Below are 26,185 nucleotides of genomic sequence, written 5' to 3'. Positions count from 1 at the left end.
GTTAAAGCCGTTTGATATTTTGCCATATATCTGCTAAAATTCTTAAGAATTGAGAATTGTTACTCTTAGGTGGGGTTAAAATGGCTAAACAAGCAGAAGATAAAGTTGTAATGACGCGCGAGGGCTATGAAAAGCTTAAGGCTGAACTTGTCTCCCTTCGCAGCGAAGGAAGATATGAAATAGCGGCTAAGCTCGAAGAGGCTCGCGGATTTGGAGACCTCAGCGAGAACGCGGAGTATCACGCGGCGAAGGAAGAGCAGGAAAAACTTGAAAACCGAGTGCTGCTTCTGGAGTATCAGCTGAGCAAAGCGCAGATCGTAGAAACGCAGGACGTAGACACAAGCCTCGTCAGCCTTGGCACCACTGTTACGCTCGAAGACCTCGACATGAAAAAGAAGTTCGTTTATACGCTGGTCGGCACCGAAGAGGCCGACATCAAAGAAAACCGCATATCGGCGGCAAGCCCGGTCGGCAAGGCTGTAATGGGCAAAAGGGTCGACGACGAAGTCATGGTGCGCACACCGCGCGGCATCCGTCATCTGAAGGTCGAAAAGATCCAGCTCAAGTAGCCTGACCGAAGTCAAAACGACTCGCCGACAAAGCATAAAAATATGAGGGACGCCTGCGCGCCCCTCTTTATTTTTTGATTTTATTTATTTTGAAAAAGAATTTTTGATCACTTTGTCAAGAAATTCTCCGAATGACATCCCGGCGGCCTTTGCCGCCTTTGGCACAAGGCTTGTAGAGGTCATGCCTGGCGCAGTGTTCAATTCAAGGACGAACAGGCCTCCGTCCGGCGCAAGACGCAGGTCCGTTCTGCTGTATGAGCTGCAGCCGAGCGCCCTGTGGGCGGCGGCGCCGTACTCCGCGATTTTTTGCGATATCTCGCAGGAGAAGTCCGCTGGGCAGACATATTCCGTGTTGCCGGCCGTATATTTATTTTTGTAATCGTAATAGCCGCTCTTTGGCTTGATGTGTATCGCGGGCAGAGCGCGGAGGCCCTCCACTGCATCCTCAAAGGCGGGGACGGTAAGTTCTTCTCCCTCGATGAACTGCTCGACCAGCGCCTTCGGCTCCGATTCCCACGCAAGCGCAAGCGCCGCGCCGTAGCCTCCGATGTCGGTGAGCTGCGTCACGCCTACGGTGCTCCCGCTGCCGTTTGGCTTGACTATTATCTTGCCGTATTTTTTCAGGAATTTTTCAGCCGCGTCCCTCGCGTCGTTTTCTTTCGTGGCTATAAAACCCTCCGGCACGGGTATACCGGCGTTTATAAAGACTAGCTTCGCCGCGCTCTTATCCATCGAAAGCATCGAGGCCTCCGGGCCAGAGCCGGTATAGGGTATCTCGAAGGCTTCAAGCACGGCCTGCAGCCTGCCGTCTTCGCCCCAGCCGCCGTGCAGCGCGATAAAAACGCCGTCCGCTTTAAAGCTGGGCCACTTTTCTATAAATGTGCGTATCGAGGTGATGTCATAGGCTTCGACCTCGTAGCCAAATTCGCGCAAAGCATCCGCAACCGCAACACCTGAGTTGAGCGATACCTCGCGCTCCGGGCTCGTGCCGCCGTACAAAACAACTATTTTCATATATTGTTTCTCCTTTGTAAAATTTAAAAAATTTAGAAATCGTCCTCTTTTGCGCCCGTCGTATCGGAGCCAAGTTCAAGCTTGTATTCCGGATAGGCGTTGATGAAGAATGTAAGGCCGAACTTCTTTTCGTCTCCTGATCTGTTGTCGAGATACCAAGCCTGCCAAGTCATACAGTGCTTGTCATAGGTGATGGTATAGCGCATCGAGCCTATCTCTTCCGTTATATAATTATAGGCCGCGGTGACCGACAAATACCATTTCTCCCAAGAGGCGCCAAGAGGCAGAGGAAAGCCGACCGTCTGATATATATCTTTATTCTCCGAGTAGGCGTCCCAGCCCATGGGGCTTGCTCCGCCGACCCATCTGCGGAAGTAGTAGCTGTTGAAGTCAAATGCGCCGATCTTATAATTAAATCCAAACCAGGCCTCCGAAACATCCTGATTCTGGTCGGGCTCGGAGTAATGGTAGCCCATGTAGCGCGCGCCGTAAAACGGTTTCAGAAAGCCGATGGACCACGTCGGGTTGCCGTTATATTCAACGCCGAGCGCGTAGCGGTCTATCCACTGCCCCGCGGAGCCGCGGTTGTCCTGATAGGTTCCCCAGATACCGACTCCTCTGAACTGGCCGCCTGTGACGCCGTCTTTCACCCACGGCGTGTAAAGCAGAAATTCGGGCTTGCGCCATACGTTGAAGCGCTCTTCGTAGCCGGGCACCATCTCCGTGGTGACGAGCTCGCGCTCTGACCACCAAAGTTTTGCCTCCCAGCCGCTTTTTGCGTACTTGACGCCCCAGTTCGGGCGCCAGAGTATCTCCTTTTCGTCGGAGTTGTACAGGCGGTTCGTCGCGGCAAAGGCTGTCAGGCCGTCCGTAATTTCGTACTGGTAGCCGATCTTGGCCTCCCAGATGTCGTTCGTCCAATAGACTGTGGCAAGGTCCAGCTCGCCCCATTCGCCCATGTCTATCGGTCCCTTGATACCGAAGCCCATTCCTTTGTTTGAGTCAAAGCGCAGGATGGGCATGATGTCGTTTTTGTTCTTTTTGCTGTTTACGATATAGTCGAACGGGTACGGCATGATGAGCGTTTTGCCTATATAGAACTTCGGCTTTTTGATGACCGTCTTCTTGCCGGGATAGACGATGACTTTCTTTGAGACTAGACGATAATGCGGGTTCGTAAAATCACAGGTGGTCGACGTAACGCCGAGCCATTCCGCTACGTCTTCGCTTTGGCTGCTCTTTTTCTTCCTGGGCGCGTTTACGATGCCCTGCTTTATCGCGTCCTCAAGCGGCATCAGCTTCACCGTGCCGCCCTGCATGTACATGGCTTCGGATTTACCGGAGACCTGCGTCAGCACTCCACGCCGCGTCTCCATGTTGTATTTGAGATGCTTGCCGGTAAATTTGTCCCCGCCGGAGAAGATGACGACGTTCTCACGGTGATCGGAGTAGGCGTCGACGATGTTCGTATTTGCGTTGTATTCGGCGTAGGGCGCAAAAAGACGCACCTGTTTGTTGGTTATCTTTACGTTGCCCTCCGCGGTGGCAAGCCCCGTATTTTCTCCGTAGCTCACCTCGTCCGCGTCAAGAAAGACCTCGTTTTGCGGGGTCTTCGGCGCCTCAGGCGCCTCCTCATCGGAAGCCTCTTGCTCGACGGCGGCGCTTGCGGGCGCGGACGGCTTCAGCGGAACTGCCATGTCGTCCGCGTTTGATTTGGCGCCGGGCGCGAGCAGTTCCTCATAGGCGGGAGTATACGGTTTGCTCTGTTCCGTCTGCCGCGCGGCGTCCGTCTGAGCCGCTGCCGGCTGCGCGCAGGCGGCCAGACAAAGGATGACGAAGAGCGCCAGGCCTTTGGTTATTTTATTTTTAAATATCAATCGCTCCATGTGATGAGGCCTCCGTTGGTTATTTTGCAGTCCCCGCTTTTTGTATCGTAGGTCCCGTTTTTGCCGCTCACCTTTATCTTGCCGATGATAAGCTCTATGCCGTCGCTGAAATGCCAGTTTTCCTTCGCCGCCTCGTAAAAGACGTTTCCTGATTTAAGGTCGTAGACTTTATCTTTTTCCTGCATGCGGCCTACGGCGTTCTTAAGGGTGAGGTCGTTGTTCGCGCGTGAAAAAACGCCCTTTTCGGCTGTGATATGGGAGACCCTTCCGTTGGGAGAGGTGATTGTGACGTCCATAGAATCTCCGTAGACCATGCCCTCCTTGTGTTCGACGCGCGGGGAACGGAACTTCCACGTATCGCCCTTTATGACGCGGTTAAGGTCAAGATTTTCGACGACGACGTCCGGTATCGGAACTTTTTTGATAGAGTCCAGATTAAGGTCGCGCCACATATAAAACACCCCGACGGCTGTCACAGCGACAACCGTCAGGAGAATGATTTTGGTTTTGGATATTTTCTTCTGCAACAGGGAACCTTAACCTACGGCCGATTGCTTGTCCCCTGAGGCGCTGAGCCTTCAGGCTGCGACAACGGGGTGATCTGAGTCGGTATCGTGTAGGAGAGCACGTTTGCCTCGCCTACCGTCTGAACATAGAAGAGAGTGCCTTCTTTGAGCTGTTTGTCGTTGCCGCGGATCAAAAAGCCGCCGGCAAGCCCCACAGGGCCAAGAAGGATAGCGCCAGCTACGCTTGCGCCAGCCGCGCCTATCACGCCGCTGTCGGCATCCATCGCCTTTTTCGCGGCCTCGCCTACGCTGATGGGAATTACGGAGGGGCCGAGCACCTCAAGCGTATCAAGCTGCAGCTCTATCTCAGCGGAACGTCCGAAGCTGCGCGGAGGCTTCACCTTTGTGATATGGCCGAAGACGCGGCTGCCCTTCGGGGCGACGAGCTGTCCGTTGTAGGATACAGGCTCAACGAGGCCCAAGATGATTATGTCGTTTACTTTGACGTTCCTCACGGAGAGGGTCGTCAGCAGCGCGCCCTTTACTATGCTTTCTTTGGGCAGCAGTACGGGGGTGGCGGTCACTCCGTCTGGCAGGAGCTTCGTAAGCAGACGCTCTATGCGGGAGACGAGCGGGCCTCCCTGCGTGGAGCCTTCAACAACGCCCTCCATCATGTCGACTCTCTTTGAGAGCGCCCATGTGGGATGTATCTGCTGTTCAACGGCCCATTCGGCCACTGACAATTTAAAAAGCAGAGAGGGCTGCGTCGCGGTGCCCTTTTCCAGAAAATCAAGTAGCGCGGTCTGGCGTTCCGTCAGGCTTCCAGGAAGCTCGCGTCCAAAGACGGTCTTTTCAACTTCGCTGAGCCTGGCCACCATTCCGCCTTCGCGGGGAGCGCCGTAGACTATTGTCTCTACGCGTTCCAGCGTCTTGAACGCGGGAGCTGCGCCCACCGCCGGCGCTATTATCGTGTTCTGCGTTCCCGTTGAAACTACGGCAGGGACTGGAGCCGGAGCTGGCTGCGCCGCAGGAGCGGGAGCCGCAGCAGTTGCAGCGGGCACCTGTACTGTTGGCGCGGGCGCCGCAGCAGGAGCAGCCGCCGTCTCGGCGCAAAAGGCGCTGGCGGCTGAGAAGAGAACCGCGGAGAGAGCCGCGCAGACAAGAATTTTTTTCTTCATTTCGATATTACCCCCTTTTGTTTTTCTTCTGGAGCTCGAGAGCCGCCGCTATAAAGGCCTTAAAAAGCGGATGCGGCTTTACTGGGCGCGAAAGGAACTCAGGATGGAACTGGACGCCTACCATCCACGGATGATTGACATTTTCCATTATTTCGACCTGCCCGCCGGTAGGGCATACGCCGGCAACATTCATGCCGGCCGCGGCAAACTCGTTTATGTAATCGTTGTTGAACTCAAAACGGTGGCGGTGACGTTCTTCAATACTGTTCGCCCCGTAGATTTTTTCAGCCTTTGAGCCTGCGCTTATCTGGCACGGGTAGGCGCCGAGGCGCGAGGTGCCCCCTATTTCAGCAATATTTTTCTGCTCTTCCATGAGATGTATGACGGGATGCGTCGTATTTTCGTCCATCTCAAGACTGTTGGCGTCGGTCCATCCGAGGACGTGGCGCGCGAACTCTATGACGGAGACCTGCATCCCGAGGCAGAGGCCAAGATATGGTATGTTATGTTCGCGGGCGTACTGAGCCGCGACTATCATGCCCTCCACACCGCGCTGGCCGAAGCCGCCCGGCACAAGTATCGCATCGGCCGCGGAAAGTATCTCGCTTGCGTCTCCGGTCTCCAAATCTTCGGAGCTGACCGGAAGCATCTTCACCTTCACTCCGTGCGCGATGCCCGCGTGGGCTACCGCTTCGTTGACACTTAGATAGGCGTCCTTTATTTCGGTATATTTTCCAACGAGGGCGACTGTCAGCTCGCCGCTTCTCGTGTCGTATTTATGGAGAAAATCTTTCCAGTCCTTCATGTCGGGAGCGCCCTTTGCGGAAAGCCCGAGCTTTTTGAGCACGAGAGTGTCGAACTTCTGCGAATGGAGCACTATCGGCACACGATAGATGGAGTCTGAATCTATCGCTACAAAGACAGAGTCCGCGGGTACGCTGCAAAAGAGCCCTATCTTTTCGCGAAGGTCGTCGCCCACAGAGTACTGCGAGCGGCAGACGATGACGTCCGGCTGGATGCCTATCCTGCGCAGCTCGTTCACGCTGTGCTGCGTGGGCTTTGTTTTAAGTTCGCCGGAGGCAGCTATGTACGGAACGAGCGTGACGTGGCAGTAAAGTATGTTTTCACGGCCGACGCGGCCGGCGAGCTGGCGTATTGCTTCAAGATACGGCAGGCCTTCGATGTCTCCTACCGTGCCGCCTATCTCCGCTATGACGACCTCCTGGCCCTTGCCGACACGCTCTATTCTGTCCTGTATCTCATTTGTGATGTGCGGGATGACCTGGACCGTCGCTCCGTTATATCCGCCCTCGCGTTCGCGCTGAATGACGGAAGAATAAACCTTGCCCGTCGTGCAGCTGTTCTCGCCGAGCACAGCCTCGTCGATGAAGCGCTCGTAGTGTCCTAGGTCAAGGTCCGTCTCAGCTCCGTCGCATGTGACGAAGACTTCGCCGTGCTGGAAGGGGCTCATTGCACCGGCGTCTACGTTGATATACGGGTCCATCTTTATAATGCTCACTTTATAGCCGCGTCGTTTCAACAGCACGCCGAGCGACGCCGCCGTGATACCTTTTCCCAGTGACGAAACGACTCCTCCGGTTACAAAAATATACTTAGTCATAAGAATTAATACGCCCCTTTGTAAACTTTTTATTATGTTTTATCTTAAATGCTTTAACGGATTTCGCGGCGCACCGCTTACTCGCACCTCAAAATGCACGTGGTTGCCCGTGGAACGCCCCGTACTGCCTACAAGCGCCACAGTCTGTCCGCGTGTCACGGTCGCCCCGCGCCTTGCTACAAGTTTGCTGCAGTGGCCGTAAAGCGTGGTCATGCCGTTTGAATGAGAGATGACTATAGCCTTGCCGTATCCGCCCATCCAGCCGGAATGCACGACGACTCCGCCTGCGGCGGCTCTTATTATGCTTCCGCGCGGCGCCCTTATATCGAGGCCTGAGTGGAACACTCTGCGCCTTCCGAACGGGCTCCTCCTCCAGCCGAAGCTGCTTGATATCTGGCCGAAGACCGGCCAGCCGAAGCCGCGCACGGTCGCCCTAGAGATGCTGACCGTTCTGGAGCGCGTACCGTTTCTCGTCTTTGTGGTAATCCTCACGTCCGTGACGGCGACGAGCTTGCCTCCTGGCAGAAAGAGTTCCGTGCCCGCAACGAGACGGTCGCTTTTCAGCGAGTTGGCCGTCATCACCGATTCTTTTGTGGCGCCGTAGCGGTCGGCGAGTTTATCTATCGTGTCGCGCTTTGCCGCCCGGATAAAGATGCCGTCCTGGTTGGGGATGCGCAGCTTCATGCCGAGCTTGAGATGGTTGATGTCCTTTGCCAGCGCCTCTTTGTTAGAGCCGACCAGCGTGTCCACGTCCAGGTCGTATTTATCGGATATCGCCCAGAGCGTGTCTCCCGCTTTTACGGTGTACATAGAGACCTCAAGCAGTTTGCCTTTTTTGGCAAGCAGCAGCTCTTCGCGCTGGAGCTTTCTGACAAAGAGCAGCGTGGCGGGAACGTCGCCAGGCGTGTCGGGAACATAGAGCACCTCCGACTGGTTCGGCGTCTCGCCTTTTTGAAGGCCGTTCGCGCGTCTGAGGTCCTCCGCGCTCACTCCGAAATCATCCGCGATGGATTTTAGCGTATCTCCAGGTTCAAGCACGACCTCTGTCCAGTGGATGTCTTCGTCAAGCGTGCTTTGGTCCGTGCTTGAAATGAGCCCGTCGTTCTTTGAAAGGATGCCGTAAAGTTTAAGCTCCTCCTCCGTAAGGGTGGGGATGCTCGGCAGAGGCCCTATCGCAAGCGGCACTATCTCTTTTTCTTCCAAAGCGGCCTCGGCTGGCCCCGGGCCCGCGCTCAGAAAGTCCGATACGTCTACAGTAAAGAAGCCCCGGTTGTCCTCGGGGCGTTCCGTTACAAATTCATTGTCCTGGCCTATCCAGTACATACCTGTACGTTCGGCGGCCATTGCCGCAAAGATGACGGCGCCGCTTACCGCAGCCGACAGGAAGAGAACTAGGCATATGGTTTTTCTTTTGTTTATTTTATTTGGTTCCGCCTTATTTCTCATAGATGCACCCCGCTGCGTTTTTTCTTACCGAAAACAGAAGGCCATTAGCCCGCCTTTATTGTAGCAAGAAAATCACGATTCGTGGGGGTGTTTCTTAATTTATCCAAAATAAGATTTAGAACTTCAGCCTCATCCATGTTCGATATTTTCCTGCGAAGGCCCCAGATGCGCTTCAGGTCGTCGTCGGGAACCATAAGCTCCTCTTTGCGCGTGCCGGACTTCGTGATGTCGAGAGCCGGGAAGATGCGCTGCTCCGAAATCTTGCGCGAGAGATGGACCTCCATGTTGCCCGTGCCCTTGAACTCTTCGTAGATGACGTCGTCCATGCGGCTGCCAGTCTCAACTAAAGAGGTGCCGATTATCGTGAGGCTGCCGCCGTTTTCGATGTTGCGCGCCGCTCCGAAGAATTTTTTCGGGAAATAGAGCGCGGCAGGGTCCATTCCTCCAGAGAGGGTGCGGCCCGACGGAGGCACTATGAGGTTTGAGGCACGCGCAAGGCGCGTGATTGAGTCAAGCAGCAGTACGACGTCTTTATCAACTTCGACGAGCCTCTTTGCCTTTTCAAGCGCAAGCCCGGCCACGCGGAGATGTTCCTCCGCCGGGCGGTCGAAGGTGGAGGCTATTATCTCGCCGTCCACTGAACGCGCCATGTCTGTGACCTCTTCCGGGCGTTCGTCTATGAGCAGCACCATAAGTATGACTTCGGGATGGTTTGTCGTGATGGAATGCGCAAGGCTCTTTAAGAGCGTCGTCTTTCCCGCCTTTGGCGGAGAGACGATGAGGGCGCGCTGTCCCTTTCCTATCGGCGCGAATATATCGACTATTCGCGTAGCTATCTGTTTGCGGTCCGTTTCAAGGTTGAGTTTTTCTTCCGGGAAAATAGGCACGAGCGCCTCAAAATGCGGGCGGCGGCGCGCTGCTTCCGGGTCTGAGAAGTTGACGTTCTCAACGCGGAGCAGAGCCTCGTAATGTTCCTGTTCCTTCGGCGGCCTGATGATGCCCCAAACGACGTCGCCGTTGCGCAGCCCGAAGCGTTTTATCTGCGAAGCCGATACATAGATGTCGTTGTTGCTGGGGAGCAGTCCCGACGGGCGAAGGAATCCGTAGCCGTCCGACATGCATTCGAGCGTTCCGCCGTTGTAGCGGTATCCGAGCGCCTCGGCCTGCGTCTTCAGGATGTCGTTGATGAGGTCGTCCTTCCGGCGCGTAGTTATAGAGGAGACGCCTATCTCCTTAGCTATCTTGCGAAGCTCCGCGAGAGTCTGCGGCGCAAGCTGGTTGAAGCCAAGCTTCGGATGCTGATGGCGGGTCTGTTTGAAATCCTGACGCTGAGGCTTCTCGTATTTCGTCTCCTGAGCCTCCGCGCCGTCGTCCGCCGCCTCTTCTACCTGAGCCTCTAAGATGTCGGCTTCGGCTGCGTCCGCAAACTCCGCCTCTATCACTTCGGCGTCTGGAGCCGTCTCCGCTGCGCCGTCGTCGGCGATGGCCGCAGCCGGCTCTTCTAATATCGTTTCTATTATGTCTTCTATATTTTCATTTTCAGGCGCGTACTCCTGCGCCGCCGCCTGTGGCGCGGCAATTTCAACCGCGTCTGCCAGCGGCTGCACGGCTGCCTCTGTTATGACTGGACCTTCTTCGTCGCGCGCGCGCGGGCTTCTTTTAAAAACGCGCCGTCCTTTTGAAGTCTGCTCTTGCGCCGCCTCTTGCATTGCAGCCTGTTTTTCCGTCTGGTCTGTCTTTTCCTGCGTTTGGATATCGGGGGTTTTCGTGGGGGATGCCTGTTCTTTCAAATTTGCCGTATCTTTCTTTTTTGTTCTGTGAGCCTTCTGCGGGCTTTGGGGCGCCTTCGCCGCGTCGGCGTCAGCTGCGGGGGGCGTCTGCTGCGTGTCCTGTGATTTTCTTCTGGTGTAAGTCCTTTTGGGATGCTCCGGCTTTATATCAGCCGTTTCCCGCTGCTTCTCTTGCGCGCTATCTGTCGTTTGGACAGGCGCGTCAGACGGCGCGGTCAGCTTTTCCGCCTCTGATTTCTTTGGACCTCGCCGTTTTTTTATGATCTGCGGCTCGTCCGTAGTCTCTGTCTTAGTTTTTGGCAATTTGTCGGCCTCCGTTTTTATACCTTGATAGTAGATGTGCAATGTTAAAAAATCATTTTTTTCGCGCGATCTCAAAATTGAGGTCGCTTAGTTTTTTTGTGGGAGATGATATTGTCACGCGATACTTGCCAATGGGAAGCGCCGTCCCCTCTTCGCGCAGAAGGTAAAAGGCCCGTTCGCCGTTTTTCGCCATCAGCTTCAGCGATTCGGACAAGACAAGATCTTTGCCGTAATACCATGCGATTTCTAATCTGTTTCCTTCAGGTGCGGAAGAATATTGAAACCACAGACAAACCTGACGAGTGCCGTATGGGATGGTATCCATAACTTTATGGGGGCGCCTTTTACGGTCAAGTTCCACACAGACGACAGCCTTGTCGATTTTGAAGGGATTCACAAAGAGGCCGGATTTGAGGCTCAGCGCAACGAGAGCCGCCAAAATTATGACCGCGCCTCCAAGCAGAATAAGAGACCTGCTGCCGGAGTTCTTTCTGTATTCCTGATCCATCTGTTTCACCCATCTCTGTGTCTTTTATTCTAACATGAGTTTTATGAAAAATATACAGAAAGTTTAAGCCTGACCGTCGTCATATTAAAAAATAAGCATTTCTGTCATTAGAAAAATTTCGTCACCGCGAGGCAAACCGATTCCATAATCCATGCAAAGACAATATTATATTATCCTGCGTGCAAATGTCAAAGCCGTCCACCGTAAGTTCCGCAGTCCGGCTGATGCCGTCCACTACGCCCAGCGCCGAAAGCGCGCGCAGCATCGACAGCTCTTCGTTAGGTTCGGGGCCGCGCCACGCGCCCCAAACGTGAGAGAGCGCAGCGCACAGCGCGTAGGCGCCCCAGTTGCTGACGTCGACGGCAAGCGCGTAGTCCGTTGTCACCGTGCAGAGGCACTGTCTGTATTCGGGAAGCAGAGCGCAGAGAGCGTCATAAAAATTCCCCATGCCCACCTCGTTGCCGCCGTCCCCGATGCCAAGCGTCACAACGCCGCGACGCCGCGCCTCGTCCGCGAGGCGGTCAAGCGGCGGCGTCCAGCGCGAGATATCTTCTTTGCGGAAATTATAATAGCCGCCGTCCTTCGCGCGTCCCAGCCGCTCGGTAAAGACTATGCCCTCCGGCGCCTCCTTTGGCAGAGAAAGCGGCGCCTCCTTTACCAGCTCCGCGGGATAGCCCGCGGCCGACGCGCAGGCCTTCATCGCCGCTACGCAGAGTGAATCTGTCCATATCTCAGAGGGAATGCCCTGACGCATAAAGGCGCGCGCAAGCATCACCGCGCCGCCCGGGCCGTCCGTCTCCGGGGCCTTTGCGGCCGGGATATAAAAACCGGAGACTACCGCCGCGCTCTTTATTTTGGAAAAAGCGCGCGCCGCGCGCCGCCAGTCAGACGGTCGGCAGAGCGTGGAGACGCCCCTGCCGCCTCTGTTTGCTGAAACTATGGAAATAAGCTCCTGTGCAAAGTTTTCTGAAATATCGTTAAAGGCGGTCACATTATCTCCTCCAAAGGCTGCTGGTAGTCTGCACCGCTTATGCACGGCGCCTTAAATATCCGCCGGGACAAACGCCGAAGCATGATTTATCTTGCGCAGGCGCCACCTCTTAAATGCTCAGCGTCTCCACCAGACGCAGCATATCCGGGTCAAGCCCGTGCTTCGCCTCCCAGGCAAATTCAAGCGGCATCGTCACTATATCGCCCTTCACGCGTCCGACCATCATTCCGTCGCTTCCCGCGATGAGGCTTTCGACGGCCGCCGCTCCAAGACGCGACGCAAGCACGGTATCAAAACAAGAGGGCGCGCCGCCGCGCTGCAAATGGCCCAGCACGACTATCCTCGGGTCGTAGTCGCAGCCGCCCTTTATCTTGTCGGCTAGCTGCTGCGCGGACATGACGCCTTCGGCCAAAACTATTATTGAATGAGTCTTTCCGCGTTCGCGCGCGTAATGTATCTTGGCGCACAGCGCGTCGATGTCTACAGGGATCTCCGGTATCAGCACATACTCTGCTCCGGCGGCTACCCCAGTTTCAAGCGCGAGAAAGCCCGCGTGCCGCCCCATCACCTCTACGATGAACATCCTGTCGTGGCTAGAAGCCGTGTCGCGCAGCTTGCTGATACACTCAAGCGCCGTGTTGCAGGCCGTGTCAAAACCAATGGTGCAGTCCGTTCCGGCCATGTCATTGTCGATAGTGCCGGGCACGCCAATCACCGTCACGCCGCGGTCGTGAAGCTCCTTAGCTCCACGGAAAGAGCCGTCGCCGCCTATTACCACAAGTGCGTCGATGTCGTTTTCCCTGAGCCTCGACACGCCGGCGTTCACACCCTCCGGCCTCAAAAAGGCGGGGCAGCGCGCCGTGCGAAGAATGGTGCCGCCGTGCAGGAGTATCCCGCCCACCGAACTTTTTGTCAGCGGCGTAAAATCGCCGTCAAGCAGCCCCTCGTAGCCCCTTCGCACACCAACCACCTCAAGCCCGTGAAAGAGCGCGGTGCGCGTCACGGCGCGAATAGCTGCATTCATACCCGGCGCGTCGCCCCCGCTGGTCAAAACTCCAATTCTGCGAAGCATCTGTAATCCCCCTCGGCGTTTCTGTATAAAACGATGTGAAATAAAAGCAAAATATCTATTCCCGCGCAAAATCCGAATCAGGCTCGGGCCAACTGCGCGGGTCTTCGTGTCCTCGAACCCTTCGCGTCCACAAAAATACAGCCGCAACCACGGCGCCAGCTCGTTCAAGCGCGAACTTCGCGGCGCGCACAGTGGCTCCCGTCGTATAGACGTCGTCCACAAGAATAACGGAACGGCCCGCAAGCGCGGCCTGCGCCGTAAATGATGAAAACGAAAGCGCTCGCCTTTCTCTTGCGTTTTTGTGCGTCTGGCTGTCCGCGCCCTCTTTCCATTGAAGCGCGGAGGCCTCAAGCGGTATATTCCTCGCTAAAGAAATGGCGCGCGCCATCAGCTCCGTCTGATTATACCCCCTGGCGCTTCCTTTATGCAGCGGGAGCGGAACTATGCAGTCGGCTTCGACCTGCGGCAGAACGCGCGCCATCTCCGCGCCGACCGGGCCTCCCAGCTTTCTGTTGTTGCCGTACTTCAGGCTCAGCATCAAAAGCCTAGCAGCCCCGTCGTGCGTCGCCGCGGCGTAGCAAGGCGCGCTGCCGTAACAGCATTCCACGCCGAAAGCCCCTCCGCATTCCGAACAAAACGGCGGCAGCGCCGCACCGTGAGATGACGTCAGGCATTCCGCGCAAAATGGAACGCCAAGGCGTCCACAGACCGGACAATGCTGCGGGAAGAGGATATGCAGGAGAGAGGAAAAAAGCGCTTGCTGCGCCTGATGGCAGGTCAACATTCACACAAAGGCTCAAAATGGGGGCGGCATTATGCGCCGCCCCCAAGATTTATTCTTATTTACGCGAAACGCTCCGCCGCCTTTTTCAGCAGCTCGGCCTTGTCTGTGCGTTCCCACGCCGGCATCGGCGAAAGATCGGTGCGGCCCATGTGTCCGTAGGCCGCGATGCGCCTGTACTGCGGCTTGCGCAGGTCGAGGTCGCGGATTATAGCCGCGGGACGGAAGTCGAAATACTCGCGGAGGAGTTTTGTGATCTCCTCGTCGTGTATCTTTCCCGTGCCGAAAGTCTCTACCATTATCGAAACCGGCTTCGCAACTCCGATGGCGTAGGCCACCTGTATCTGGCACGCGTCGGCAAGCCCCGCCGCAACGACGTTCTTCGCGGCGTAACGCGCCATATACGCGCCGGAACGGTCCACCTTGGTCGGGTCCTTGCCAGAGAAAGCGCCGCCGCCGTGAGGCACGGCTCCGCCGTAGGTATCGACGATTATCTTGCGTCCGGTAAGCCCGCTGTCCGCCTGGGGGCCGCCGATGACGAAGCGTCCCGTCGGGTTGACGAGGAAGGTCGGCTTTGAGGTGATCAGCTCCGCCGGAATGACCGGCTTGATGACGTGCTCGATTATGTCGGCCTCAATCTGCTGGTGGTCGACGGCAGGGTGATGCTGCGTGCTGATGACCACCGTGTCGACGCGGACGGGCTTTCCGTCGGCGTATTCTACCGTAACCTGGCTCTTGCCGTCTGGACGCAGATAGGGCAGCGTCTTGTTCTTGCGCACCTCGGTGAGGCGGCGCGTGAGCTTATGGGCGAGCGATATGGGCAGTGGCATCAGCTCTTCGGTCTCATTGCAGGCATAGCCCACCATCAGCCCCTGGTCTCCGGCGCCGATTTGATCTATCTCGTCGTCGGAAAGCTCTTTAGATTCCTTAGCCTTGTTGACTCCCATAGCGATGTCGCCGGACTGCTCGTCAATCGTCGTGACGACGGAACAGGTGTCTCCGTCAAAACCGTATTTTGCCCTTGTGTAGCCTATGTCTTTAACTGTCTTGCGCGCAATCTTTGGGATATCGACGTAGCATGTCGTGCTTATCTCGCCGGCCACGACAACAAGCCCGGTCGTTACGAGAGTCTCACATGCGACGCGTCCCATAGGGTCCGCTTCAAGGATGGCGTCTAGCACAGCATCGGAAATTTGATCTGCGAGTTTGTCTGGATGCCCCTCCGTCACTGATTCTGACGAAATAAGAAACCTTTCTTTGCTCAACTTCAAACACCTCCGTAAAAATTTATATTGCCTAATTATTGTAGCATTATTTTTGCGTTTGGGCGCAAACTGTAATTTTCTTTATTTGCTCAAAATAGCGCGCCACCTCGCCGGCGTCTTCTTCAAAACCGGAGCGCCCCATGAGGCCGTAAGTATATCTTTTGCCCTGCTCAACGCCAGGCTGGTCGAACGGGTCGACGCCCATCATGCGCCCGGTGAGCGCCGTCAGATACTCATAGAAGAAAACAAGCGAACCAAGCGTCCTCGCGTCCAGCCGTTCCATCTCTATCCATACGAGAGGGCGTCCAGCCTTTGCGATGGCCGCGGCCGTGCTCTGCGCCTCCAGGTTCAGCATAGCGCCTATCCCCTGTCCGTTCAGATAGGCGAGCGGAGCGAGCGCCTCGCACGCAGCGTCGGGCACATTGACCTCCGGCCCGTGATCGTAGAGAGATATGAATGTGTAAAATTTATCGTCAGGCCCGGCGGCGTAAAGCTGAACCTGCGAGTGCTGGTCTATAGTGCCCAACGCCCGCACCGGCGTCGTGCCGCGTCCGTCCTTGCCAAGGCTCTCCGCCCAAAGCTGCGCGTACCATTCCGCGAAATAGGCCATCTTGCTTGAATAGGGCATCATCACCGACATAGGACGTCCCGCCTCTTCGTGATAAAGATGGAGCGCCGCAAGCTGCATCGCCGGATTTTTATCAAAGGAACGCTCATTCATCAGGAATTTTTTCATCGAGGCGGCGCCGGAAAGCAGCGCGTCGACGTCGATGCCAAGCGCGGCCGCCGCGGCCAGCCCCGCCGCGCAGAGCACGGAGTAACGTCCACCAACGGAGGCCGGAAGTTCAAGCGAGCGGCAGCCCGACGCGTTCGCAAAGGCGCGGAAGATACCGCCGTTTGGGTCGGTTATCACAAGAATATCGCCGTCGGTCGCGCCGTTTTCCAACATCCGGCTCCTCAGCCACAAAAACTGCGTCATAGTCTCCGCCGTAGCGCCCGATTTGCTGACGCCCACCAGCGCCGTGCGTTTGCCCTTCACGCGCTCCCAGATAGAACGCGTCTTATCAGGGTCTGGGTTGTCGGCCAGATAATATTTAGGCGCGCTTTGCGTCTCGTTATAATACTGATCAAGCAGCGCCTGATTGAGCATCAGATTGCCGAGCGCGGAGCCTCCGATGCCGGCCTGCACCACGCAGTCGTAGCCGCGCAGCCACTCCGCCGCCTCCTTTGCCGCATCGCAGTCAAGGTCCGGCAGCGCCATCCATCCGTGGCCCGGCGCGTCAAACGGCACATCCGCAAGCCATCGCTGCGCCTCTGCCGCACAAGAGGCATAATCGTTCTTAAGCGTCTCAATATCTGTCCTCGAAGCGCCCATTGCAGCGCCGAAAGAAAATTTAAGATTCTTCATAAAAAACCACCGGCTTTCTTGAAGGCTTTAAAAAATAACGGCGGCAGATATCGCATCCGCCGCCATTATCATATATCAAAACTTTTATTTTTACACGCCGTTTCTAAAAAGCTCTTACTTTAACAGAGCCGCCTCTTTCAACGCCGTTTCGATCTCCGTAGGGGCATACCCCACGATATATTTTTCGCCGATCTGCGTCACGGGCACTCCCATCTGCTTTGTCTTTTTCACCAAAAGCATAGCTTCCTCTTTGCTTGCGGCCACGTCGACGACGGAAAACTGTACTCCAAGAGATGTAAGGTAATCCTTTACCTTTGTGCACCACGGTCAGGTAGTCGTCGAATAAACTTTAACTTCCATCATAGTCACTCCTTCTGCTGGTCAAGAGATAGTTTGTAATCTTTTTATATATCCATTATACTCCATAAGCCTAAAATAATCTTTCGCTAATGCGTGAAAAAATTCTGCGTAATTCCTGTGACGGCGCGAAAAGGCGGCGCGGTGCGCCGTACCAAAACGCACAAAATTCTTTTATGGCTGGTTTGCGATTTTATGCCTTGGAACATTGCAAAATTTTAATAATTGCGCTACATTTAACAACAGTTTGCGTAAAATGCTGTGTATGATATAAATTGCTCTGACATTCTATAGGAGGTACATCATGTTCAAACTCGTATCCAAGCAAAAGCTTGCGCCGAAAGAATTCGACATCTGGGTCGAAGCTCCGCGCATCGCAGCGCACGCCAAGGCCGGCCAGTTCGTCGTCCTTCGCGTCAATGACGAAGGCGAGAGAATCCCTCTCACTATCGCCGACCACGACGTCGAAAAGGGCCTCATCCGCCTCATCTTCCAGGTAGTCGGCAAGACGACCGCGGAAATGTCCACGTTAAACGTAGGCGACGCCATCCAGGACATCTCAGGCCCGCTGGGCACGCCGAGCGAGATCGAGAACTTCGGCACAGTGCTCATGGTAGGCGGCGGAGTCGGCATCGCGGCGCTCTTCCCCATCATCAAGGCGCTGAAGCAGGCCGGAAACAAAGTCATCACCATCCTTGGCGGACGCACCTCAGACCTCGTCATCATGAAAGACGAATGCGCCAAATACTCCGATGAACTCATTATCACCACCGACGACGGCTCAGAGGGTATGAAGGGCGTAGTCACCGAAGCCATGAAAATGATAGTCGAGCGCGGCGAAAAGATCGACCGCAGCTGGTGCATCGGCCCCTCCATCATGATGAAGTTCGGCACAAAGGCCGCAAAAGAACTCGGCCTTCCGATATGGGTCTCCCTCAACCCGCTCATGGTTGACGGAACGGGCATGTGCGGCTGCTGCCGCGTCACCGTAGACGGAAAAATATTCTTCGCCTGCGTCGACGGCCCCGAATTTGACGGCCACAAAGTGAACTGGGACGAGTTCATGAGCCGTCTGCGCCAGTATAAAGATGAAGAAAAAATATCCATGGACAAATACGAATCAGAAGTTGGTGAAAAGACATGGCTGTAACATTCTCAAAGAAAAAGACCCCCATCAAAGAACAGGACGCCCAGGTTCGCAAGGGCAACTTCAAAGAGGTCTGCCTCGGCTACTCGCTCGAAGAGGGTCAGCTTGAGGCCGGACGCTGCCTGCAGTGCAAAACAAAGCCCTGCATCAACGGCTGCCCCGTTAAAATAGACATCCCCGCCTTCATCCAGTGCGTCAAAGACGGCGACATGGCTGGCGCGGCGGAGGTCATGGACAAATATACGAACCTTCCCGCCGTCTGCGGCCGCGTATGCCCGCAGGAATCACAGTGCGAAGGCCTCTGCACAGTCGGCAGAATGCCCGGCTATGAACCAGTCTCAATAGGCAAGCTCGAGCGCCTCGTCGCCGACTGGAAATACGCCCAGACAGACATGGCCGCAAAAGCCTGCGAAGGCGAAAAGAAAGGCAAAGTAGCGGTAGTAGGCTCCGGCCCCTCAAGCCTCACCGTTGCGGGCGACCTCGCCAAAATGGGCTACGAAGTAAAAATATTTGAAGCGCTCCACGCAGCCGGCGGAGTCCTTATCTACGGCATCCCTGAGTTCCGTCTGCCCAAGAGCATCGTCAAAATGGAAATAGACGCAATGAAAAAGCTCGGCGTAGACGTCGAATGCAACGTAGTCGTCGGCAAGACGATCACAATGCAGGAGATAATGGACGAATACGACGCGTGCTACATCGCCGTAGGCGCGGGCGCTCCCCACTTCCAGGGCGTCCCCGGCACGACCCTCAACGGCGTCTATTCAGCCTCCGAATACCTTACCCGCATCAACCTCATGCACGGCTACCAGTTCCCCAAATATGACACGCCCGCCAAGAAATCCAAAAAGGTCGTAGTCATCGGCGGCGGCAACGTCGCTATGGACGCCGCGCGTTCCGCAAAACGCCTTGGCGCCGACGAAGTGACGGTAGTCTACCGCCGCTCGCTCCAGGAACTCCCCGCGCGTATCGAAGAGTATCATCACGCCGTCGAAGAAGGCATCGTCTTCAACTGGCTGACGAACCCCACGGAATACGTTGACGACGGAAACGGCCAGCTTAAAGGCGTCAAAGTCATCAAAATGGAACTCGGCGAGCCCGACGCCTCCGGCAGACGCCGCCCCGTCCCCGTCGAAGGCAGCGAATACTTCATCGAAGCCGACTGCGCCATCGAAGCTATCGGTCAGGGCTCCAACAAAGTGCTGCTCTCCACCTTCCCCGAGATGAAGCTCAACAAATGGGGCTACATCGAAGCCGACGAAAAGACCGGCGCGACCTCAGTCCCCGGCGTATTCGCGGGCGGAGACATCGTAACGGGAGCCGCGACCGTCATCCTCGCGATGGGCGCCGGCAAAGACGCTGCGGTAGCCATCGACAAATACATCACAGAGAAAAAAGCGAAGTAAGCTTTTTTCAACAACCGAATACAAGGCGCGGCTCCGTCTTTACGATGGAGCCGCGCCTTTTTGTGAAGTAAATCCAGCTTGTTGACACGGGCCTCAATCGGTGCTATCTTCCAATAGAAACAAACCAGCAGCGCCGCAACTGGCGCTGTTAGTTATTATAAATAAAGTACAAAGGCAAACCCGCCGAAAGGCGGAGTACGCAAAGCTACAGGGCCTGACCCGATACGGAATGGCAGCCAGTTACCGTAAAAAGTCGTAAAAGACCGCGGGCTGCCCCAAGCCCTCGGTCTTTATTTGTTTTACAGAGGGAGCGAACAAGGAGGCGCGCCAAAAAACTACACCCATGCCGCACCAACGTCAAAATAAAACAACAGGCGTCATGAAACACCAAAGTAGGAAGGCTCAGTGATATATAATGAAAAACATATCCGAAAAACATATTTTTTCAGCCATTATGATAACCTTATTTGCAACGGCGGGAATAGCCTGGGCGGCGGCAAGCGGCTCCGTCAACACAAACCAGCACTACACGGAAGACACCACCATCACGGCGACAAGCGATGATGTTGAGGGCAACAGAAAATTATACGGCATCGGAAGCAAAACAGCTGACGACCTCACGATAACCGTCGCCAGCGGCAAGACGCTGAATGTCAACTCCACTGTCGCAATATCCACCGACAGAGCATACGCCGTCAACAACAACGGCACAGGGGCCATAAACATCACAGCGGACGCGGTTTACAACGCGACGGGGACAAACGGAGCGCAGGCGCGCACAATTAGAAAACTCGCCTCGGGAGCTATCGTGTTAAACGGCGTCACTCAAATCTCAGCCACAACATCAGGAAAGGACGGCTTGGCTATTGGTGTAGACGCAAGAAACAACGGGTCAATAACATTAAACGGCAGTACTAAAATCAACGCAGCTGGAACAGATGGAGGATGCCCCAAAGGCATTTACGCCGACGCAGCGTCCATTACGTTCAACGGAGCTGCCACAGAGGTACTTATTAACGGTAGCAGCACAGGCGCACAGTGGTTTAATGCTCTGGTCACACAAAATATAGGACAGGTCTCTTTCAACACAACGGAAACATCCTTCACCACACAAAACACAGGAAACTATACGGCGCAGAGCATCAGTATCACGTCGCCCGACGATTACGTCGAATTCAACAGCGATAAAACAACGATCCTTACAACCGGCAAGAGTGGCGCGACGGGGCTAGGCGGCAATGGTAGTGTAAAATTCAATAGAGGGGACATTACCATCCGCTCCGTAATTTCCGACGGCATCGGCAAAACAAATGCGGTCGGAGTGCTTGGCAATCGTGTGACAGTTGCGGAGCCAGTAGGTAATTTCAATATAATAGTTGAAGGGTCCGGCATATATAACGGAGACGCCAATAACGCAAACGGTACGGCGGGTGTTTACTGCGGCGAGGAGCAAAGCCTTACCGTCAATAATCCAAAATTTAACGTCAGCGTAACAGGCGGGGCAGATACTTCCAAGGCGACGGCTGATTACAGCGACAGCTATGGCATCAGAACAAACTGCGGGGGCGTCGTAAACGTATCAAAAAATACTGACGTCGCCATATCCGTTAAAGACTTCATAAAAGCGGCGATAGGTGTAGCGTCCGACAATGGAGCCTACAAAGAGGGAGGGGGACATACCGCTCCTTACCTCAACGACGAAGTCCGGCTGCTTGGCAATGTAAACATAACCGCGGCTGGAACGGCAGCCGGAACACTGGACGAATCCGAAAGCAAAATTTTAGCAAGCAAGTCTCTTGCGGCGGCGGCCGTCTACGGCGGAAAACTGACGCTTGGCTCGGAGGGAAAGTCCGTCGTGCTAAACGGCGATGTGGCTGCGGCCGATAAATCTTCAATCTCCATCACAGCCGGTACAGTCGTCATAAAAGGCGAAAAAATAACGGCCGACAACGCAGCGATCGCAATCACGGCCGGCCCTTCGTCACAAATAGAGACCGGCTCGCTCTCTTCCACAAACAACGGCGCGATAACGCTCACGCTGAACGGAGACTGGACAGACAAAGGAACATACGTCGTATTCAAATCAGAGAAGCCTACGCCGGCTGAGAGCCTTAAAATCGAATACGGCGGAGCAAAGGGGCTCTCGTCCGCAAGATGGAACGAGGCTCGCACAGAATTTATCCTCACCTGCACCGGGACGGAGCAGATAGCTCCGGTAAAGCCGATTATCCCAGACGGCGCAAAAGAAGAGATACGCCCCACTGTCGCGGAGATCTCTTACGTCGCTAAAGACGCCTCCGAAAGCGAAAAAACGGCAAAAATCACAGAGGTGGCGGCCGCCATGCCAAACGTCACCGCCTCGGAACTTATCATCGACGCCGCTGGAACAGTCGTCATTGAAACAGAAACGGCAAAAAAAGCCGCAGAAAAAATCATCTTAGCTGGCGAAACGCTGAAAACCACTCTGCCAATACCGGTCTTCAAAGCCCCCGTAGAAAAAGGTAAAATAGCCGCCTCCTCGTTCGTCCTTACGGGAGACCAGCTTGGCGCAAGCGTGCCCGCCGATGTAAAAATCATGAAATATCTTGGAGCCAACAAAAGCGCCTTCTTCAAATACGCCGCCGCTGCCGCGGACTTCGACGATAAATGCTTCACCATCTTCACACACGGCACAAGCGTAATAGCGGAATCCATAGAAAAAGGCGCGCGGTACGACGTAACCGTATTCATCAAAGACGGCGGAGAGTTCGACCTGGACGGTATAGAAGGCCAGATAACAGACCCGTCGGCCATAATAACGACAGAAAAAACACAGCAGCCGCAGCACAACAGCTCAAGCGGCTGCAACACAGGCTTCGGAGCGCTCGCTTTGGCAGCCCTAGCCCTGCTTCCAACGCTTCGTGTAAAACGCAATACAAACAGAAAAGGTTGGTGATATAAGATGAAACATATTCCACGAAAACACTTTTTTATCGGCGTCATCATCGCTCTATTTACAATGCTGGGCTGCGCGTGGAGTCTCGACAATAATTATGATAATGGAGGAAATCTAGCCCTCCTAGATGTTGTGAACAACGGCCTCTACAAACCAAATACAGCAGGAACCAACACGTTGAACATAACCGGCGCGCTTGGAAGCGCCGCCACTCCTGACGCAAAGAATTTTAAAATCTATGGCGCACAAGGTAACGAAGCCGGCGATTCAAATCTGAGCATCAACTGGGGAACATCAAAACTATATACAAACGGCATCGTTCAATTCCTCGGAGGCGGACAGAACAGCGCCCTTGGCAATTCGACTCTTAATTTCAACTCAGAGGCGGGTTCAGAACTCTACGCGTCCAACGGCTCGGGGCAAAAAACACTACTGCTCGCGGGAGGGCCGGAAGGCGGGACTGTACGCGGTAACACTCTATTAAACATCAGTGGCTCTCTTGGAGCTACGAACGATGTCTATTACGTTAAGGCGGCGGCGGCCGGTTTGATCAACAACGACAGCGCCGCTAGTTCAATAGTAGTTGAAGGCGACAGCCGCGTATTATTTAACGCTGATTGGAAAGTCGGAGGAGGCACAGCCTTACTGGCCGGACCAATGATCCAAAAAACCGGTGCCGCCAGCGGCATCGTTAAGGGGACAGCAAGTATTGTCGTGGACGGCAAGGGGGCCGTTAGGGAAATGTGGGCGGCAGGCGCTCTGCTAAATCTCGGCGCCCCGACCCTCAGTGTCAAGTCAACAAACATAGAACTAAAAAACGGCTTAGTAGATGACAGCGTTTTCGCGGGCGCGGAGGTCTGGACTAAGGGCACCGCGACAGTGCTGGGCGACACCAATATCACCGTCTCTAATGCCGAAATGGGGCAAAACAACGGTCGAGCCAGGCTGTGGGGCGGACATGACATTGAAGTCGAAGGCGGAAAAGGATACGTCAACGGCAGCACGAACATCACCGTAACCGGTGGCAAAAATATCAAGTACATCTTTGGCGGCGGAATGAGCTGGAATGGAAAGACAGCCGCCACTGAATCCATCGTTAAAGGCAACAGTAATATAACGCTGCTCGGGAACAACGGGCTGGCCGCCCTATCGCCTGATGCTATGATTTTTGCCGGAGGCAGGAAAGGCAACGAATCTGCCGCGCTTGCCACAGTGCAGGGCGACGCCTTTATAACATTTAAAGACATCAATGACGCCGCGTTCAAAGGGCATCTCTCAGGCCAAGGTACAAACGGAGATTATAAAATAGACGGCTACACCGACTCCGTACTGGGCGACTCCAATCTTGTCTTTGACAACGTATCAGCAGATTTTTCACAGGCGGAAATTAAAAATTTTGACGTGATCACACTCACCCCCGGAACACAGGTGAAACTCGGGAAGATAGAACTCACGCCTGGGCTTACCATTAAACTCACCGGCGACTGGGCGGGCAGAGGAACGGTCACAGTTCTCACAGCCTCTACCGAAGGCGAAATATTCTCGCGGGACGAAACAAGCGCCACAGGCATTACAGCAAGCAAAGTCTCCTACGACGAAGCAACGCACACATACACCCTAGTGCTTTCCTGCCCATCCGTCACAAAAGAAGCTCCTGTAAAGCCGACTCTTCCTATCGGCACGCCTGAGGGCATAACCGCCGCCAAGCCGGGCCTAGCATATATTGACCCTGCCGACGAGAAAGAAAAAGAAGAGACCGTCAATATGCTGCTATCCGCCATAAAGCCCGGTACTCTCACATCCGCGGATTTAACAGTCAACGAGGAAACGCAGCTTCTTCAGGCCTCCCCGAGCACGGCAAAATCGGCGGCAGAACAGGCGCTCAAGGATAAAGGACTGACTGCTCCAGTCACGGCCGTTCGCCCGTTGCCGATCTTCACGATAACAAGTGAAGACGTCACAACAGCCGGAACGGTAGTAGCCGTAGCCTTTGACCTTAAAGGCAGCGAGTTCAAGGCGGAATCGCCAGAACTCCTGCAAATCGTGAAGATAATATCTTCCTCCTCCGGCAAATTCTTCAAATACGCCGCAAAAGCCTCGGACTTCGGCGACGGCGCATTCACAGTGCAGGACGCAAGCGATAATATCTTCACTGGAAAATTTGAAGCGGATAGAACATACAGGCTCGTGCTCTTCATCAAAGACAACGGGGATTTCGACCTGATGAGTGAAGAGCGGGCGATACTGGACCCAGCCGCAATGATAGCGACAGAAGCACCGAAGCCAAGCGGATCTAGCGGCTCTAGCAGCTCCAGCGGATGTAACACAGGCTTCGGAGCGCTCGCTTTGGTAGCCCTAGCCCTGCTTCCGGCGCTTCGAGGTAAAAAGAGGTAACATAAAGCCGGCAAAGGCTCACTAAAAAGCCTTTGCCGGCTATTTGTTCCACATATTTTTTTGGATTACATCGTTATCCCCAGCATCTTCTGCGCGCCCCAGCCTATCAGGAAAGAGAGCGCGGCTACTCCGAAGCTTATACATATCATCTCCGTAAAGGCCGGCATAAACGGCTCCTTGCGCACCACCGAGACGTAAAAAGTAAACAGCATGATGACGATAGCGGCGTTGAAAAGACAACCGCCAAGCGCCATTATCGGAGAACCTATAAAAGTATAGGGCATAAGCAGCATACATACCGCGAACATGTAGGCAAGGCCGGTATATACGGCCGCCTTCAGCGGGTGGCGCTCATGCGGATCGTTCTTTTTTGAAAGATATTCCGACGCGGCCATAGAAAGAGTGGCCGCGCTTCCTGTGATAAAGCCGGCCATACAGATAACGGTCGAGTTGCCCAGCGCGAAGGTAAAGCCGGCAAGCGCGCCCGTAAGCTCCACCAGCGCGTCATTAATGCCCAGCACCATCGAGCTTATATACTTCAGCCTTTCGTCGTCCACCATGCCAATGAGCATCTCTTCGTGACGCTCCTCGTCCTCGTATATCTGGAGCGCCTCGGGCGCGGACTTCGCTATCTCCGAATACTCAAGCTGAGCCTTGGCCTCGCCCTCCTCCATCAGGTTTATAACGAACGTAAGCCCGAAGATAAGTCCGCACACACGATAGAGCAGCATCTTAAAAATCCCGGGCTTCGGCATCTCCCCCGTATACCTGCTCCATATCTCAGCGTGGCGCAGCTCGTCCGCCGATATCTGCGCCAGCAGATTCGCGTTCTCTCCCTTCGCGCGCGCCGCCATCCGCGCATAAATCAAATGTTCCGTGACCTCGTTGAGCTGCATAGTTTTTATCGCCGCAAGAACTTCAGGTGACATTAATAATTCCTCCACACAATTTTTTTGATAAAATAATTTCACAGACGCTTTTCTTTTACTTCATATAAATACTTCGTCACTGTTCTCTATTATATAACACTTTTTATTACATAGGGGCAAAACCTAGGCCTATTGCCGCGCAACGAAGCCTCCGGCAAACAACTTGAGCATTCCAACCAGCGCGGAGGCCACGGAAAATAATTTTAAAAATTAAAAAAACAATAAAAGCACAATAGGTTGACAACATAATTTTGTAGTGTTATCTTTACACCAGTATCAATAAGGTATGTATAATAATATATTAACAGCTGGTTGCAAAAACAATACGCAGATGTTTTTTATAACTGTAAACATAAAGGCCGAACTCGGGCTGTTGATGGACTGTGCCTCGTTACTGGCAATACGTTTTATTTTCACATAGATCAAAAAATATTGAAGGAGGTGCGCGTATAAAAATAACCAGCAAACCCGGCGGCTGTTGTTACGGTTTTATCTGGAATTTTTTGCAATGACAAGGCAAAGAAAGGTGTGGGGAAATTGTTGAAATTTGGAAAAAACGGAATCATCGCGTTGCTGGTGACGGCCGTAATGATGGCATTCACCTCGGGAGCTATGGCGGCAGATGTAGCTGATTTTGAAGCTTTAAAAAACGCATTTAATACCGGCGGGACATATAAGCTCA

At 54.5% G+C, this 26,185-nt stretch carries 20 protein-coding genes, 1 pseudogene and 1 riboswitch; of the genes and pseudogenes, 5 read left to right on the top strand and 16 right to left on the bottom strand.

Annotated elements, in window-relative coordinates:
* The first annotated feature begins 80 nt into the window (after positions 1 to 80).
* Positions 81 to 569, top strand: a complete 489-nt coding sequence (gene greA / locus RRY12_01105; GenBank protein ID MEG2183260.1) for a transcription elongation factor GreA — start codon at positions 81 to 83, stop codon at positions 567 to 569.
* Between the two features lie 84 nt (positions 570 to 653).
* Here greA and RRY12_01100 read toward each other — a convergent pair whose 3' ends face one another.
* The 14 genes and pseudogenes from RRY12_01100 to RRY12_01035 all read right to left on the bottom strand — a co-directional run bounded on the left by RRY12_01100 (position 654) and on the right by RRY12_01035 (position 16,653).
* Entirely contained in the window at positions 654 to 1,583 is a 930-nt protein-coding gene (locus tag RRY12_01100) for a D-alanine--D-alanine ligase (GenBank protein ID MEG2183259.1), read from the bottom strand.
* Positions 1,584 to 1,615: 32 nt separating this feature from the next.
* Positions 1,616 to 3,469, bottom strand: coding sequence for a hypothetical protein (locus RRY12_01095; GenBank protein MEG2183258.1), 1,854 nt, complete (start codon positions 3,467 to 3,469; stop codon positions 1,616 to 1,618).
* Positions 3,457 to 3,996 (bottom strand): LPS export ABC transporter periplasmic protein LptC, encoded by a 540-nt coding sequence (gene lptC / locus RRY12_01090; GenBank protein ID MEG2183257.1) that lies wholly within the window; start codon positions 3,994 to 3,996, stop codon positions 3,457 to 3,459. Before lptC ends, RRY12_01095 begins: the two co-directional genes overlap by 13 nt.
* Before the next feature lie 14 nt (positions 3,997 to 4,010).
* Entirely contained in the window at positions 4,011 to 5,153 is a 1,143-nt protein-coding gene (locus tag RRY12_01085; protein ID MEG2183256.1) for a hypothetical protein, read from the bottom strand.
* 7 nt (positions 5,154 to 5,160) lie between these two features.
* Positions 5,161 to 6,774: a CTP synthase gene (locus RRY12_01080; GenBank protein MEG2183255.1), complete on the bottom strand. Its 1,614-nt coding sequence runs from the start codon at positions 6,772 to 6,774 to the stop codon at positions 5,161 to 5,163.
* A 39-nt stretch (positions 6,775 to 6,813) separates the two neighbouring features.
* Positions 6,814 to 8,220 carry a peptidoglycan DD-metalloendopeptidase family protein gene (locus tag RRY12_01075; protein MEG2183254.1) on the bottom strand — a complete coding sequence of 469 codons (1,407 nt, stop codon included), beginning with the start codon at positions 8,218 to 8,220 and terminating at the stop codon, positions 6,814 to 6,816.
* A 44-nt stretch (positions 8,221 to 8,264) separates the two neighbouring features.
* Entirely contained in the window at positions 8,265 to 9,749 is a 1,485-nt protein-coding gene (gene rho, locus RRY12_01070; GenBank protein ID MEG2183253.1) for a transcription termination factor Rho, read from the bottom strand.
* 616 nt (positions 9,750 to 10,365) lie between these two features.
* Positions 10,366 to 10,821, bottom strand: coding sequence for a hypothetical protein (locus RRY12_01065; GenBank protein ID MEG2183252.1), 456 nt, complete (start codon positions 10,819 to 10,821; stop codon positions 10,366 to 10,368).
* Between the two features lie 121 nt (positions 10,822 to 10,942).
* A complete protein-coding gene (locus tag RRY12_01060) occupies positions 10,943 to 11,812 on the bottom strand; it encodes a DUF4392 domain-containing protein (GenBank protein MEG2183251.1) in 870 nt (289 codons plus the stop codon).
* Between the two features lie 109 nt (positions 11,813 to 11,921).
* Positions 11,922 to 12,884 carry a 6-phosphofructokinase gene (gene pfkA / locus RRY12_01055; protein MEG2183250.1) on the bottom strand — a complete coding sequence of 321 codons (963 nt, stop codon included), beginning with the start codon at positions 12,882 to 12,884 and terminating at the stop codon, positions 11,922 to 11,924.
* A 55-nt stretch (positions 12,885 to 12,939) separates the two neighbouring features.
* Positions 12,940 to 13,491: a phosphoribosyltransferase family protein gene (locus tag RRY12_01050; protein ID MEG2183249.1), complete on the bottom strand. Its 552-nt coding sequence runs from the start codon at positions 13,489 to 13,491 to the stop codon at positions 12,940 to 12,942.
* 236 nt (positions 13,492 to 13,727) lie between these two features.
* Positions 13,728 to 14,930, bottom strand: coding sequence for a methionine adenosyltransferase (gene metK, locus RRY12_01045; GenBank protein ID MEG2183248.1), 1,203 nt, complete (start codon positions 14,928 to 14,930; stop codon positions 13,728 to 13,730).
* 46 nt (positions 14,931 to 14,976) lie between these two features.
* Entirely contained in the window at positions 14,977 to 16,338 is a 1,362-nt protein-coding gene (locus tag RRY12_01040) for a glucose-6-phosphate isomerase (GenBank protein ID MEG2183247.1), read from the bottom strand.
* 114 nt (positions 16,339 to 16,452) lie between these two features.
* Positions 16,453 to 16,653 (bottom strand): annotated as a pseudogene (locus RRY12_01035) (glutaredoxin domain-containing protein).
* Positions 16,654 to 16,999: 346 nt separating this feature from the next.
* On the opposite strand from RRY12_01035, the gene RRY12_01030 reads away from it, so the two are divergent.
* The 4 genes from RRY12_01030 to RRY12_01015 all read left to right on the top strand — a co-directional run bounded on the left by RRY12_01030 (position 17,000) and on the right by RRY12_01015 (position 24,574).
* Positions 17,000 to 17,845: a sulfide/dihydroorotate dehydrogenase-like FAD/NAD-binding protein gene (locus RRY12_01030; GenBank protein ID MEG2183246.1), complete on the top strand. Its 846-nt coding sequence runs from the start codon at positions 17,000 to 17,002 to the stop codon at positions 17,843 to 17,845.
* Entirely contained in the window at positions 17,836 to 19,245 is a 1,410-nt protein-coding gene (gltA, locus tag RRY12_01025; protein MEG2183245.1) for an NADPH-dependent glutamate synthase, read from the top strand. The genes RRY12_01030 and gltA overlap by 10 nt, the downstream gene beginning before the upstream one ends.
* 163 nt (positions 19,246 to 19,408) lie before the next feature.
* Positions 19,409 to 19,493: riboswitch (cyclic di-GMP riboswitch) on the top strand.
* A gap of 167 nt (positions 19,494 to 19,660) precedes the next feature.
* On the top strand, positions 19,661 to 22,180 hold the full coding sequence (locus RRY12_01020; protein ID MEG2183244.1) for a Synerg-CTERM sorting domain-containing protein: 2,520 nt from the start codon (positions 19,661 to 19,663) through the stop codon (positions 22,178 to 22,180).
* Between the two features lie 6 nt (positions 22,181 to 22,186).
* Positions 22,187 to 24,574: a Synerg-CTERM sorting domain-containing protein gene (locus RRY12_01015; protein MEG2183243.1), complete on the top strand. Its 2,388-nt coding sequence runs from the start codon at positions 22,187 to 22,189 to the stop codon at positions 24,572 to 24,574.
* 65 nt (positions 24,575 to 24,639) lie between these two features.
* On the opposite strand, the gene RRY12_01010 is transcribed toward RRY12_01015, so the two are convergent.
* Both RRY12_01010 and RRY12_01005 read right to left on the bottom strand, forming a co-directional pair.
* On the bottom strand, positions 24,640 to 25,503 hold the full coding sequence (locus RRY12_01010; protein MEG2183242.1) for a VIT1/CCC1 family protein: 864 nt from the start codon (positions 25,501 to 25,503) through the stop codon (positions 24,640 to 24,642).
* A 422-nt stretch (positions 25,504 to 25,925) separates the two neighbouring features.
* Positions 25,926 to 26,185, bottom strand: a 260-nt coding sequence (locus RRY12_01005; protein ID MEG2183241.1) for a hypothetical protein, incomplete at its 5' end; no start/stop codon positions are given.

The sequence above is a fragment of the Cloacibacillus sp. genome, from assembly GCA_036655895.1.
Lineage (GTDB): Bacteria > Synergistota > Synergistia > Synergistales > Synergistaceae > JAVVPF01.
The sequence above is the reverse complement of the archived record's forward strand: the minus strand, read 5'-3'. Positions and strand labels throughout refer to the sequence as shown.

What these genes read in the sequence shown, in the direction of transcription:
- RRY12_01030 (MEG2183246.1), top strand. Translation starts at nt 17,000, where the DNA reads ATGTTCAAACTCGTATCCAAGCAAAAGCTTGCGCCGAAAGAATTCGAC.
- RRY12_01075 (MEG2183254.1), bottom strand. Translation starts at nt 8,220, where the DNA reads ATGAGAAATAAGGCGGAACCAAATAAAATAAACAAAAGAAAAACCATA.
- RRY12_01040 (MEG2183247.1), bottom strand. Translation starts at nt 16,338, where the DNA reads ATGAAGAATCTTAAATTTTCTTTCGGCGCTGCAATGGGCGCTTCGAGG.
- RRY12_01080 (MEG2183255.1), bottom strand. Translation starts at nt 6,774, where the DNA reads ATGACTAAGTATATTTTTGTAACCGGAGGAGTCGTTTCGTCACTGGGA.
- greA (MEG2183260.1), top strand. Translation starts at nt 81, where the DNA reads ATGGCTAAACAAGCAGAAGATAAAGTTGTAATGACGCGCGAGGGCTAT.
- RRY12_01065 (MEG2183252.1), bottom strand. Translation starts at nt 10,821, where the DNA reads ATGGATCAGGAATACAGAAAGAACTCCGGCAGCAGGTCTCTTATTCTG.
- pfkA (MEG2183250.1), bottom strand. Translation starts at nt 12,884, where the DNA reads ATGCTTCGCAGAATTGGAGTTTTGACCAGCGGGGGCGACGCGCCGGGT.
- RRY12_01095 (MEG2183258.1), bottom strand. Translation starts at nt 3,469, where the DNA reads ATGGAGCGATTGATATTTAAAAATAAAATAACCAAAGGCCTGGCGCTC.
- gltA (MEG2183245.1), top strand. Translation starts at nt 17,836, where the DNA reads ATGGCTGTAACATTCTCAAAGAAAAAGACCCCCATCAAAGAACAGGAC.
- RRY12_01020 (MEG2183244.1), top strand. Translation starts at nt 19,661, where the DNA reads ATGAAAAACATATCCGAAAAACATATTTTTTCAGCCATTATGATAACC.
- RRY12_01085 (MEG2183256.1), bottom strand. Translation starts at nt 5,153, where the DNA reads ATGAAGAAAAAAATTCTTGTCTGCGCGGCTCTCTCCGCGGTTCTCTTC.
- RRY12_01010 (MEG2183242.1), bottom strand. Translation starts at nt 25,503, where the DNA reads ATGTCACCTGAAGTTCTTGCGGCGATAAAAACTATGCAGCTCAACGAG.
- RRY12_01015 (MEG2183243.1), top strand. Translation starts at nt 22,187, where the DNA reads ATGAAACATATTCCACGAAAACACTTTTTTATCGGCGTCATCATCGCT.
- RRY12_01100 (MEG2183259.1), bottom strand. Translation starts at nt 1,583, where the DNA reads ATGAAAATAGTTGTTTTGTACGGCGGCACGAGCCCGGAGCGCGAGGTA.